Here is a 12,276-nt window from a genome sequence, read left to right as displayed (position 1 = left end):
CGCCGCCAAGGGCCTCTACGGCATCGGCTACGGGCTGTCCGGAGTGCTCGCCCTGCTCGTCGTGGTGACCGTGCTGATCTCCCGCGCCCGGTCCGGCCGGCGCATCGTAGGTGCCGTGTCCTAGACCATCTTCCTGAGGCGGCGTCGTCGACTCCGGAGTCTCGGCGGTGCTGCGTGTGTTCCGCGACGAAGACATCGTCGCCCGCGGCGCGGTCGCGGCCACCACTCTGACCATCATCGACGACTCCGAAACCGAGTACCTGATCGAGCGCCTCGATCGCGCCATCCAGACCGTCGAGGCAAGACACCAGCAAAGGCCGCCCGCATGACGATCACCGATCTCCACACCGCTACAGAGCCGAACCCCACCGCTCCCGCGACCTTCGGTGCGCCGCCGTCCCCCGGCCAACTCGCCCACCGGGCAGCGTTGACCCAACTGCGCAACGCCACTGATCTCCTCGGACTCGACGAGGGACTCCATCAGCTACTCGCCACACCCCGCCGGTCCCTGACCGTGGCCGTGCCCCTGCGCCGGGACACCGGAACCACCGAGATCTACACCGGCTACCGTGTCCAGCACAACCTCACCCGCGGCCCCGGCAAGGGAGGCGTCCGATTCCACCCCGCCAGTGACATCGAGGAGGTCACCGCGCTCGCGATGTGGATGACCTGGAAGTGCGCCCTCCTCGGCCTACCTTATGGCGGGGCCAATGGCGGCATCGCGGTAGATGCCAGTGTCCTGAGCATGGCGGAAAAGGAACGACTCACCCGCCGATACACCCAGGAGATCCTGCCGTTCATCGGTCCCGACAAGGACATTCCCGCTCCCGATGTCAATACCGACGAAACCACCATGGCCTGGATGATGGATACCTACTCCGTCAGCGCCGGCTACTCTGTCCACGGAGCTACCACCGGTAAACCCCTGGCTGTCGGTGGGTCGAACGGCCGGGCCGGTGCCACCTCCCGTGGGGTGGTCCTCGCTGCGCTGGAAGCGATGCGGCAGAAGGGGATCGACCCGGTCGGCGCGTCGGTGGCCATTCAGGGGTTCGGGAAGGTCGGTGCCCACGCGGCGCAGTTCTTCGCCGACGAAGGCTGCCGGGTGGTGGCGGTCTCGGACGTCACCGGCGGCTGCTACCGCGAATCCGGGCTCGAGATCGCAGCGATCCATGAGTGGGTGGGTCGCGGTGGAACCCTCGCCAGTTACGATGGCGCCGAACAGATCTCCAACGCGGAATTGCTCGCGCTCGATGTGGATGTCCTCGTCCCCGCTGCCATGGACGGTGTGCTGACCGGGCAGAACGCCGAGACCGTCCGCGCGCGAATGATCGTCGAGGGTGCGAACGGGCCGACCTCACCCGAGGCCGACGCGACTTTCGTTGACAAGGGCATCACCGTCGTTCCGGACATCCTCGCCAACGCCGGCGGTGTCGTCGTTTCCTACCTGGAATGGGTGCAGAACCTGCAGGCCTTTTCCTGGAGCAGCGAGGAAGTGGACCGCAAGCTTGTAGCCCTGATGCGTACCGCATCCCAGTCGGTGTGGGCTCTCGCAGGCGACAAGAGAATTCCACTTCGGTTGGCAGCCCATGTCTTGGGTGTCGGCAAGGTCGCCGAGGCACACCAGGTCCGCGGCCTGTACCCGTAGACCGGGAATGCCGAGACACGCTGTGGTGGGGTGGATACAATGGCACACCGAACTCACCCCACCGATGGTGACGACTCCACTCAGATCCGCGTCGGGACGCTCAAATGATGGCCGACATCGGAAACTGTTGTGTAACAAATTATCGAGACCGGGTTGCAACGGATTCGGCCAGATCGCCGACCTCCCGGGGTGTAACTCTCACGAATTGCCCGGCGCACCTTGTCGGTGACCGACACGGACCATTACCTGCGGAACTCGCCAGTTCTTCCAATGGGTCTGCTTGACGACCTCAACCCTGCCGCGCCGTCGAGAGAGTCGGCGTGTCGTGTGCCCCGGTTCGCGGTGCTATCGGCTGCAGAAGCGATGGGTGGTCGGTCGGGGTGATTGATCGGCTGCAACGATTCGATGGATTGGCGCTTCAACCCGCGCTGTCCACGTCCAGGTTTACCCTGAGCAGTGGTCCGCGAACTCCTGAGAGCCATCCCGAGGAGGCATGATGACTGCGAAGTTCGAGATGTTCAAGGACACCGCCCGTCAATTCCGGTTGCCACCTGAAGGCCGCCAACGGCGAGATCGTCGCGGTCAGCCAGGGCTGCACCTCGAAGGTGGCTGCCGAGAACGGGATTGTGGCGAGATCGCGAGGCGGACGGCGATCGCCGTGTTCTTCGCGGATCAGTGCTGACTTGTCGACGAGGAATGTCACGGAGCACAGCAGTTTGCCGCGGAGGTGGCGTCTTCGGTGAACAGGGACACGGTGTTGTAGTGGGTGAGGTCCTGGAGTGAGGGCTCGCGATCGCGGTCGGGGACCCTGGACGAACCATCCGCCGTCGTCATCGTGTCGCAAATCGAGATCGTCGTCGCCAGGCGGGCTACCGAGATGGGTGCCGCCCGTGTCCGAGGAAGAGGGGGGCGTCCTCGTACACGGGCGGCGGGCGGCCACCCGGCCGAGGGGGACCGGTCAGGGGACCTGGCTGCGTCTCGGGGCCGCCGAGCCCGGTGCAGCGTGAATGTCGAGTACCCCACCGAGGGGCGAGTTACTCGGTGTGAGGCGGAAATGTTCGGTGCCGCGGAATCACCCCGACCGGCTGCTCGGCGGAAGAACGGACTGGACGGTACCGACGCACGCGCTACGTCTCATTCCGGTTCGGCCGACGTGCGCTGCAAGTCGGCCGTCGGACGGGCAGTCGGCGATATCCTGAGGGGATGAATCGATGTAGTCGATGACTGATGTCGATCCGTTCGCGACCCAACGCGACGTGTCCGGTTCGGTCACCGCGGAGTTGGCGGCGGCCGGGTTCGACGACGCCCAGGAGATCGGCCGCGGCGGCTTCGGGGTGGTGTACCGCTGCCGCCAGACCGCGCTCGACCGCACCGTGGCGGTCAAGGTCCTCACCGCTGACCTGGACGAGGAGAACCGGGCGCGGTTCCTGCGCGAACAGCGTGCGGCGGGCAGGCTGACCGGACACCCCAACATCGTCAACGTTCTGCACGCGGACGTCACGGAGAACGGCAGGCCCTACATCGTCATGCCGTACTGCGCGCAGAGTTCCCTCGACGAGCGCATCCGGCGCCACGGACCGCTCCCACCGGACGAAGCGCTGCGGCTCGGAGTGAAGACGGCCGGGGCACTGGAGACCGCCCACCGCCTCGGAATCCTCCATCGCGACGTCAAGCCGGGGAACATCCTCATCACCGACTACGGTGAGCCGGCGCTGACGGATTTCGGCATCGCGCACATCGCCGGCGGGTTCGAAACGAATGCCGGGATCGTGACGGGATCGCCTGCGTTCACCGCCCCCGAGGTGGTGGCCGGCGACCCCCCGAGTCCTGCCGCCGACGTCTACGGTCTCGGCGCCACCTTGTTCGCGGCCATCACCGGGCACGCCGCCTTCGAACGCCGCAGCGGTGAGCAACTGGTGGCGCAGTTCCTGCGGATCACGTCCGAGCCGGTTCCGAATCCGCGCGAGCACGGCATCGCCGAGGACATCAGCGCCGTCATCGAGCGCGCGATGTCCGCCGACCCCCGTGACCGACCCTCCGCGGTGGAGCTGGGCCGGCAACTTCGTGAGTGCCAACTGCATCACGGCTTCCCGGTCGACGAGATGGCAATGCATCCGGAACCCGGTGCGGTGCAGGGTGGGTCGTCCGTAGTGGGGGGCCGTTCGCCGGAGGGAGGTGCGTCAGGCAGGCCCGCGTGGTCACCGGCCGATTCGGGCCGGACGGGCGGACTTCCGCTCGAGCTCACCAGCTTCGTGGACCGCCGCACCGAACTGGCCGAGGCGACGAACCTGCTGTCGACGTCGCGGCTGGTGACGTTGACCGGAATCGGCGGGGTGGGCAAGACCCGGCTCGCGCTGCGTGCCGCCACCAAGGCGCAACGGAACTTCTCGGACGGCGTGACGTTGGTCGAACTGGGTGAGCTGCGCGATGATTCGCTGCTGCCCGGGATGGTAGCGGCTGCGCTGGGGGTGCGGGACCAGTCGGCGCGATCCGCGCACGAGGTGCTGGTCGAGTTCCTCGCCCCGCGGGAGCTGCTGCTCGTGCTGGACAACTGCGAGCAGGTGGTGGCCGCGGCCGCGAAGCTCGCCGAGATCCTGCTTCGCGCGTGTCCGCAGTTGCGGATTCTCGCCACCAGTCGCGAAGCGCTCGGGATCGGCGGGGAAGCGGCGCTGCTGATTCCCCCGCTGCCGGTCCCGGATCCCGATAACCTCCCGAAGGGTCTGCCCCGCAACGATGCGGTCACCCTGTTCGTCGAGCGGGGCGCCGCCGCCGTCCCCGGGTTCGAGCTCACCGAGGACAACAAGGTCACCATCGCCCGAATCTGCCAGCGGCTGGACGGACTGCCGCTGCCGATCGAGTTGGCGGCCGCCCGACTTCGTGCGATGACGCCCGACCAGATTCTGCGGCGGCTGACCGACCGCTACCTGCTTCTCACCCGCGGCAGCAGGGATGCGCCGTCGCGGCAGCAGACGTTGCGGATGTGCATCGACTGGAGTTACGACCTGTGTACGCCCGCGGAACAACGAATGTGGGCGCAGCTCGCCGTGTTCGCGGGCAGTTTCGAACTCGAGGCCGCGGAACAGGTGTGCGGCGGCGACGAGGCGGAGGACCTGCTCGACACGGTGAGTTTCCTCGTCGACAAGTCGATCCTGACACGCGAAGAGTCGGGTACCGCGGTGCGGTTCCGGATGCTCGAGACCTTGCGCGCCTACGGGCGCGAAAAGGCGCAGGAGAGTGGGGAGTACACCGAACTTCGCCGTCGGCACCGGGACTGGTGTGAGCGATTGGCGCTGGAGGCCGATGCCGAATGGATCAGTTCCCGGCAGCTCTCGTTGATCGCCCAGCTGTGGCGGGAGCAACCGAATCTCCGTGAAGCGCTGGAGTTCTGCATCTCCGACAGTCCGGATATCGGACTGCGCATCGCCGCCGCTCTGTACCCGTTCTGGCTGTCCCGCGGATTGTTCGGCGAGGGACGGCGGTGGGTCGGACGCCTCCTCGATCGGCAGCCCCCCGAGCCGACGAGTGATCGCGCCAAGGCGCTCTACGCCGGCGTCGTGCTGGCCGGAGTGCAGGGCGACATCCCGGTCTCGGACAGGCTGGCAGACGAGGCGCAGGCGCTCGCCGCCCGGACGACCGATCCGATGGTGCGCGCCCACGTCGACCACACGGTCGGATACGCGGCACTGTTCGGTGGGCGTCTCCCCGACGCACGCGCACGGCTCGAACAGGCCGCGGAGGCGTTCGCGGGACGCAACGACCTCTACGAGGTCGCCGCCATCGTGGGCCTCGGGATGACGCACGACCTCTTGAACGACACGGCACGAGCCATCGAATGCCATGAGCGGGTCCTCGCGATCACCGAGGCGCAGGGCGAATCGGTGTATCGGTCCTATTCGTTGTGGGCGCTGGCCGTCGCCGTGTGGCGGCTCGGCGAGAGGGAGCGCGCGGCGCGCCTCCTGGGGCAGGCACTCCAGGTGGACCGCCGGGTGAACGACCGGCTCAATGCCAGCGTCTGCCTGCAGGCGCTCGCGTGGATCGCCGCGGAGGAGGACAACGCTGAGCGGGCGGTCGTGTTGATGGGAGCCGCCGACGCGCTGACCCGGTCGGTGGGCAGTTCGGCGGTGTTGGTGCCAGGCCTGAGCGTGTACCAGGACGAGTGCGAACAGCGGACGAGGGAGGCGATGACCGCGCAGTCGTACGCCGCGGCGCACGAAAGGGGCCGGGGGTTCGGCTTCGACGCAGCCGTCGCCTACGCACTGGGCGAGCAGGTGTCGTCGGCGTCGGCGTCCGCGGGTCCGTCGTCGAAGCCGACGAAACGGGAGCGGGAGGTTGCCGCCCTGATCGCCGAGGGGCTGACCAACAAGGAGATCGCCGCTCGACTGGTGATCTCGCCCCGCACCGCGCAGGGGCACGTGGAGCACCTCCTGACGAAGCTGGGATACAACTCGCGCGCGCAGATCGCGGCGTGGGTCGTGCAATCCCGGGGCGAGGGTTCCTGACGTCGGCACCTACCTGGTTCCGCTGTCCCTCAGCGGAATCGGCATCGCCCCGACCATGCCCATCGGTGTCTGGTCGTCAGCATTTTCTGGGCCGAAGAGACCGCTCGGCATTGTTTCGGAGGCGTCGGGGCGCGGAGAATGGGACCTCGGCATTACCGCGACGAGCGACAGGGGTGTCACGTGCAGCCATCGAAGCGAAACCGCGGGCGACCGCGCGGCGGTCGAACCGCTCTCGCCGTGCTCTCGATCATGGCGGTGGCGGTCCTGCCGGCGGCCGGATGTGGATCGGAGTCCACGCCGTCCGAACCGGAATCGCAGCAGGACGTCACGACTCCCGCGACGAACCTGCTGCCCGAGGATGTTCTGGTCGCGCTGGACGTCGTGCAGAGCTACTTTCCGGAGATCGATCACCAGACCACGACGAGTGAGAACCCGACTGCTTCCGGCAACCCGGACGCGACGAGAATGGTGATCTACGAGGGGGAAGACGGCAAGCGGATCACGGTGTCGGTCGATCGGTATCCCGGCCCCGACTCGGCCTCGGCCGCATTCGAGCAAGCGATCGACGCGAGCGAAGTGGTCCCGGGCTTTGCGCCGCTGCCGGCGCCCGCCGATGTCGGCGACAAGGCGTTCGCCGGCGTGGTGACTCAGGGAGAAGACACGCACATCGGATTCGGTTCGCTCGCGGGCGGCCAGGTCGTCGGCGTGACCGCGGCCGGCTACCCGGCCGCACCCCAAAATATCGGACGGCTGACCGAACTGATGCGCGCGGCCGTCGAGAAGGCAACAACGGCGTAGGTCGCCGGTTGGCACTACCGTTGACGTGGTCGACTTCCGCACGCCAGAAGGGGAACCGCCACGCATGGCCGGCAACGAGGATTCGAACCACGCGCATTCGACGGCAACACCGCACCTGCACCGGCGGCTGGGAGTGTTCGACTCGGTGATGATCGGCCTCGGCTCGATGATCGGGGCGGGGATCTTCGCGGCGCTGGGGCCCGCCGCGGCCGCCGCCGGGGGTGCGTTGCTCGTCGGGCTGGCGCTGGCCGCGGTGATCGCGTACTGCAATGCCAACTCGTCGGCTCGGCTCGCCGCGCTGTATCCGCAGTCCGGCGGTACCTACGTCTACGGCCGTGAACGCCTGGGACCGTTCTTCGGGTATCTGGCCGGCTGGGGATTCGTGGTGGGTAAGACCGCCTCGTGCGCCGCGATGGCCCTGACGGTGGGTGCGTACCTGTGGCCGGGCCGCGAGCACGTCGTCGCGGTGATCGCGGTGGCCGCCGTCACCGCGGTGAATTATCTGGGGGTGCAGAAGTCGGCCCTGGTCACCCGGGGCATCGTGGTCGCGGTGCTCGCCGTCCTCGCGTTGGTGGTCGCCGCCTGCCTGACCGGTTCCGACACCACCGTCGGCGATCTCGGGATCGGCTCCGGCAACGGCGTGATCGGGATCCTGCAGGCCGCGGGTCTGCTGTTCTTCGCGTTCGCCGGGTACGCCCGGATCGCGACGCTCGGCGAGGAAGTGAAGGATCCGCGCCGGACCATTTCCCGGGCCATCCCGATCGCGCTGGCCATCACCCTCGTCGTGTACCTGCTCGTGTCGGTGGCGGTGCTGACAGCCCTCGGTCCGGACGCCCTCGCCGCCGCGACAGATCCGCTCGCGCAGGCGGTTGCCGCTGCCGGGTTCGGTGGGCTCGAACCGGTGGTCCGGGTGGCCGCGGTGGTGGCCGCTCTCGGTTCGCTGCTCGCGCTGACGCTGGGGGTCTCGCGCACCGCCTTCGCGATGGCCCGCGACGGTCACCTGCCGCGCCGGCTCGACGCCGTGCATCCGCGGTTCGCGGCGCCGTATCGGGCCGAGTTGGCGGTCGGCGTCGTGGTTGCGATCCTCGCCGCGACAGCGGATCTGCGTGGGGTCATCGGGTTCTCCTCGTTCGCGGTGCTCGTCTACTACCTGATCGCCAACGCGTCCGCCTGGACTCTCTCCCCGAGGTGGTGGCCACGCGCGGTGACGGTGGTCGGTGCCGTGGGGTGTGTCGTCCTCGCCGTGTTCCTACCCCTGGTATCCGTGGTCTCGGGCGTGATCGTTCTCGGTATCGGGGCACTGATCTACGCGATCCGATCGCCATCCGGCGACGGCCGGGTTTCGCGCCCGCCGGGTTGAGGCGCCACCGTCAGGGGGTGGTCAACCGCAGTCTCACGTGGGAGTCTTCAACGACGATCCACTGCGCCCGACGCGTGATGTGACCGGGAGGAGGTGGGTGAATTGTTCATCCTGCTCCGGCACGCCCACGCCGGCGACAAGAAGAACTGGGACGGCCCCGACGCCGACCGCCCGCTCAGCATGTTGGGGGATCAGCAGGCGCAGGGTCTGGTCGAAGCGCTGACCGGCATCGAGGTGGCGGTGCTGTTCTCGAGCCCCACCACTCGCTGTCGGCAGAGTCTCCTGCCGCTCGCCGACGAGCGCGGTCTCAGCGTGGAGGACCACCCGCTGCTGGGCCCCGACGCATCGCCCGAGGAACTCTTCGCGGTCCTGCACGCGCCCGGTGCCGACAGAACTGTTTTCTGCACCCACGGGGAGGTCCTCAACGCCCTGGCGGAGTTCGCGCGGACCCGCGGAACACCCGGTGTTCCACCGTCGGGGGCGACCGCGAAAGGCGGCGCCTGGTTCGTGGACTGCGCGGCCGGCGTGCCCCCGACCCTGAGGTACCTCGCGCCGGCACCCGCCCGCTAGCCTGCGAGTGCCGCGGCGTCCTTGCGGGCCTGCCGTGTCCGCTTCGATTCCTCGGCGTACAGCAGGCCGAAGATGAACCCGCTCTCGTCCGACGTCGCGCCGGCACGTGCCCCGAACGCCCGGAGGGTCGTGGCGGCGGCGACGCTGTCCTGGTGCTCGCCGAGCACCTGCTGGATCTTCTTGCACTTGGCGGCTTTCTTCTTCGCGGATTTCGTCCCGAGCAGCGGTGCGGCGAGTTCGACGGCGTAGCGGGCACGTTCGGCGGCCGTCCGCGCCCGGTACAGCGCCTCGTCGTCGGTGCCTGCCGCCGCGGTCGCGACCCGGGTGAGGGCTTTGCGTTCGGCCCGCCGAACGGCCCGTTCGAGCACCGTGGGGCCGTCCGCCGCCTCGGCTGTCAGAGGTGGGTTCGTTCGCCACCGCGCCACCGCGGCCAGCAACGCGCGGTAGCGGTCACCGTCCAAGGCGGCTGTCAGGTCTTGCAGGCTGCGCCGCTCGTCGGCGAGCAGATCATCGCCGACGCGCGACGCGACCGTACCCAGTTCGGGTGGAAGGCCGGCGAGCGCGTCCGCGACGTGGGTCCGGTGCACCTGCCGGTCTCGCACGTCGTCGAGAAGATTTTCATACCAGGACAACTCCGCATCGAACTCTGCCGCGGCGGTAGGGTCGAACAGGCGCTCGAAGACCCGGAGGGTGCTGCGGAACCGCCGGATTCCTGCCCGGGTGGAACGCACCGGGTCCCGTCCCCGGCGCAACCGCACGTCACCTGCCACGATCGCCTGCGCCTGCGCGTCCAGGTAGCCGACGAGCAGGGCTTGTGTCGGAGTCGGATTCGTGCGATCCGGCACGAGATGTGCGGTGTTCAGCACGCGACCGAGTTTCGACGGGTGCCATGACGGCTTCGCGCCGCGCAGGGTGAGGCGCTTACCGATCTTCCCGAGCAGTTTCTCGTCTCCGGCGTCGCAGAGTTCCACCTCCACCTCGCGCCACTTGCTCACGACGGCACGGTCACCCGCGACGGTGCCGCGCACCCGATCGTCGGTTACCTCTGCCACGAGGCGGTCTTCGGAGTCGAACAGGCGTCGCGTGCGTCTCGTCGTCGTCAGAGTGGCCACCGGATGCACCGGTTTGCCCAGTGCGACACCCGAAATCAAAGCTGTCAGCTCGTCGGGTACTGCGTCACCCTCACCCGGCGGCATCCTGATCTCGGTACGGGCCTTGCCCCCGGGGATCTTCAATTGCCAGCCGACGTCAGCCTTCCCCGTCCGGCGGCGAAACGTGAGCTGCTGGCGCAGCAGGTCGTGGTCGGCCGTGTCGTAGTAGACGCTGGTCAGGTTCATGGTGCCCGACTCGATCCGGCCCCCGTCTGGGGTCACGTCTTCGAGGCTCGGCAGGACGAATTCCAGCCCCACCTCGTACCTGTCCCGCTCCCGCTGCGTCGACACCATGAACTCAGTCTGCACCCCCCACCGCCGTGCCGTTGCTCGTCGCGCAATCGGCACGGAGTGCGGTTAATCTGTCTGCACGGTAGTTGTCGATCGCGCCTCGACGTCGAGGCCGGTGCGCCGCGAAAAATGTTTCGCAAATGGATCTTTCGATCGCGTGATGCGTGCTTCATGCAATGCCACCAGCGCGGGCAGGTCACTCGGATGAGCCGGATCTCCGAGGGCCCCGACCGTGTTCGGTTTTCGAAAGGGGAACGACTCCACATGTGCACTCCGAACAGGCGCCTCGATCTCGACCGTCCCATGGAACTCGACTGGATAACGCGGGCACGTTGCCGGGAAGGGGACCCGGATCAGCTCTTCGTGCGAGGCGCCGCGCAGCGCAAGGCGGCGGCCATGTGTCGGCATTGCCCCGTATCGATGGAATGCGGCGCGTATGCGCTCGACAATCGAATCGAGTTCGGCATCTGGGGTGGTATGACGGAACGTCAGCGTCGTGCGCTGCTGAAGGAGCACCCCGGTGTCTCCTGGTCGGAGCTGTTCGAGGCGCAGCGCCGGTGTTAGCGTGAATCACGCTGCCACAGCATGGAGGTGCGGTATGAGGCTCCCGAACGCGGTGCACACCTCCCGGTCCTGGCGCGTCCACGAACTCACCCGCGACTTCACGCTCGAGGATGTGTGGGCGCTGCCGACTCCGGGCGGCCGGAACGACTTCACCCGGCTGGTGCAGGACTTTCCTCGGCTGATGCAAGGGCTGGCGTCCGGCGACTCGTCGAGTGTCACCTCACGCGCCACCCGGTTGCTGTTCGCGGTCCGGAGGGCGCTCGGGCGCGTGTTCCGATGGGACGGATCGGGCTCCGGTGTCGGCTCGAGGGTGCCGACGCTCCGTGACCGTCTACCGGCCGACCTGCGCGATGCCCCGACCGGGCCGGATCTGGGCTCCTTCACCTCCGTCTACCTGCTCGACGACGAATGGGCCGTGGAACTCGCCAATCGGACCGTCCACGGGGTCATGCACATCGGCTGGGTTCCCGACGATGCCGGCGGTTACCGCGGTGAGATGGCGGTCTATGCCAAGCCGAACGGGCTGCTCGGCACCGGGTACATGCACGCCATCGCGCCGTTCCGACGCGTGATCGTCTATCCGGCGATGATGCGGCAGATCGAGCGGAGATGGCAGGCGGGTGTGAGCGGCGCCGTTCGGCCGGCACCTGAGGACACGTGAAGATCTCAGTACGGCAACGTGGAGCACTGGGAGTTCGCGATGACGGCCTTGCCCTCACAGAACATCGGGTTCGGGTTGTCGTCGAACCGTTCGGCGCGGTCGCGGTCGCGGGTGTCGCGGTCCGACGGCGAGACGTGTGCGATGCCGGAGCCTGACGTGGTGGGCATGGCCGTCGCGACCCCGGCTGCGCCGGTGACGGAGATTGCGACTGCGGCGAACATCAGGCCGGCGCGGATGGCGGTATGACGAAACATGCTGAGTCCTCGTTGGTGTGTGATCGAGTGTTCCTTGGTCACACCAACACTGCCGTCCCGGGGGCGGTGTCGACAGCCACCCTAGGGTGCTCAGAACCCACCCTGCGCGGGAGAGAAGACGTGGGCGGCGAAGCGCGGAATCGGGAGTCCGCGATCAGTGCTTGAACGAGTTCTTGATCTTCCGTCCCGCCTGTTTGATCTTGTCGCCGACCTGCTTGGCGTTGCCCTTCGCCTCCTGCGCGCGACCCTCGGACTCCATGCGTTCGTTTCCGAGTGCCTTGCCGACGTTCTTCTTGACGGTGCCCTCGGCGGTCTCGGCCTTGTGCCGGATCTTCTTCCCGATGCTCATGGCGATGCGTCTCGTCTCTCGAGTGCCGGGCCGGGTCCGGGCTGGACGGCGGGCTCGTGGCAGAAACCGTGCTGATCGCGAGGTTGCACTCATCAGTGAACGCCGAACGCGCAGAACGTGTCAACCGACACTCG

The 12,276-nt window shown here is 67.9% G+C and carries 12 protein-coding genes; 9 read left to right on the top strand and 3 right to left on the bottom strand.

The annotated features are described in order from the left end of the window. Positions 1-176: 176 nt before the first annotated feature. The 7 genes from ACFTWF_RS43625 (at position 177) to ACFTWF_RS43595 (ending at position 8,872) form a co-directional block, all read left to right on the top strand. Entirely contained in the window at positions 177-329 is a 153-nt protein-coding gene (locus tag ACFTWF_RS43625; RefSeq protein ID WP_378467270.1) for a hypothetical protein, read from the top strand. Beyond that, positions 326-1,645, top strand: a complete 1,320-nt coding sequence (locus ACFTWF_RS43620) for a Glu/Leu/Phe/Val dehydrogenase (RefSeq protein ID WP_378467269.1) — start codon at positions 326-328, stop codon at positions 1,643-1,645. Before ACFTWF_RS43625 ends, ACFTWF_RS43620 begins: the two co-directional genes overlap by 4 nt. A gap of 500 nt (positions 1,646-2,145) precedes the next feature. Further along, complete coding sequence (locus ACFTWF_RS43615; RefSeq protein WP_378467274.1) at positions 2,146-2,388, top strand: YegP family protein; 243 nt, start codon at positions 2,146-2,148, stop codon at positions 2,386-2,388. Positions 2,389-2,865: 477 nt separating this feature from the next. Next, positions 2,866-6,144: a protein kinase gene (locus ACFTWF_RS43610; RefSeq protein WP_378467268.1), complete on the top strand. Its 3,279-nt coding sequence runs from the start codon at positions 2,866-2,868 to the stop codon at positions 6,142-6,144. 180 nt (positions 6,145-6,324) lie between these two features. Continuing rightward, on the top strand, positions 6,325-6,942 hold the full coding sequence (locus ACFTWF_RS43605; RefSeq protein ID WP_378467267.1) for a hypothetical protein: 618 nt from the start codon (positions 6,325-6,327) through the stop codon (positions 6,940-6,942). Positions 6,943-7,006: 64 nt separating this feature from the next. Next, the gene (locus tag ACFTWF_RS43600; protein WP_378467266.1) at positions 7,007-8,302 is read left to right on the top strand and encodes an APC family permease; all 1,296 of its coding nucleotides are present in this window, start codon (positions 7,007-7,009) and stop codon (positions 8,300-8,302) included. Positions 8,303-8,404: 102 nt separating this feature from the next. Next, the gene (locus tag ACFTWF_RS43595; RefSeq protein ID WP_378467273.1) at positions 8,405-8,872 is read left to right on the top strand and encodes a SixA phosphatase family protein; all 468 of its coding nucleotides are present in this window, start codon (positions 8,405-8,407) and stop codon (positions 8,870-8,872) included. Here the strand turns inward: ACFTWF_RS43595 and ACFTWF_RS43590 are convergent. Further along, positions 8,869-10,317, bottom strand: a complete 1,449-nt coding sequence (locus tag ACFTWF_RS43590; RefSeq protein WP_378467272.1) for a CHAD domain-containing protein — start codon at positions 10,315-10,317, stop codon at positions 8,869-8,871. The two genes, ACFTWF_RS43595 and ACFTWF_RS43590, sit on opposite strands and share 4 nt — an antisense overlap. Before the next feature lie 261 nt (positions 10,318-10,578). On the opposite strand from ACFTWF_RS43590, the gene ACFTWF_RS43585 reads away from it, so the two are divergent. Together ACFTWF_RS43585 and ACFTWF_RS43580 are read left to right on the top strand one after the other, a co-directional pair. Further along, complete coding sequence (locus ACFTWF_RS43585) at positions 10,579-10,878, top strand: WhiB family transcriptional regulator (protein ID WP_378467265.1); 300 nt, start codon at positions 10,579-10,581, stop codon at positions 10,876-10,878. Between the two features lie 34 nt (positions 10,879-10,912). Further along, the gene (locus tag ACFTWF_RS43580; RefSeq protein WP_378467264.1) at positions 10,913-11,539 is read left to right on the top strand and encodes a DUF2867 domain-containing protein; all 627 of its coding nucleotides are present in this window, start codon (positions 10,913-10,915) and stop codon (positions 11,537-11,539) included. A 5-nt stretch (positions 11,540-11,544) separates the two neighbouring features. Here the strand turns inward: ACFTWF_RS43580 and ACFTWF_RS43575 are convergent, their stop codons facing one another. Further along, the gene (locus ACFTWF_RS43575; RefSeq protein WP_378467263.1) at positions 11,545-11,793 is read right to left on the bottom strand and encodes a hypothetical protein; all 249 of its coding nucleotides are present in this window, start codon (positions 11,791-11,793) and stop codon (positions 11,545-11,547) included. 154 nt (positions 11,794-11,947) lie between these two features. Further along, positions 11,948-12,142, bottom strand: coding sequence for a CsbD family protein (locus ACFTWF_RS43570; protein WP_378467262.1), 195 nt, complete (start codon positions 12,140-12,142; stop codon positions 11,948-11,950). Between the last annotated feature and the right edge of the window lie 134 nt (positions 12,143-12,276).

Origin of the sequence: Rhodococcus sp. NPDC056960, assembly GCF_042674125.1 — a bacterium.
Lineage (GTDB): Bacteria > Actinomycetota > Actinomycetes > Mycobacteriales > Mycobacteriaceae > Rhodococcus_F.
Note: the sequence above shows the minus strand (reverse complement) of the source record. Positions and strands in the feature narration are given on the sequence as shown.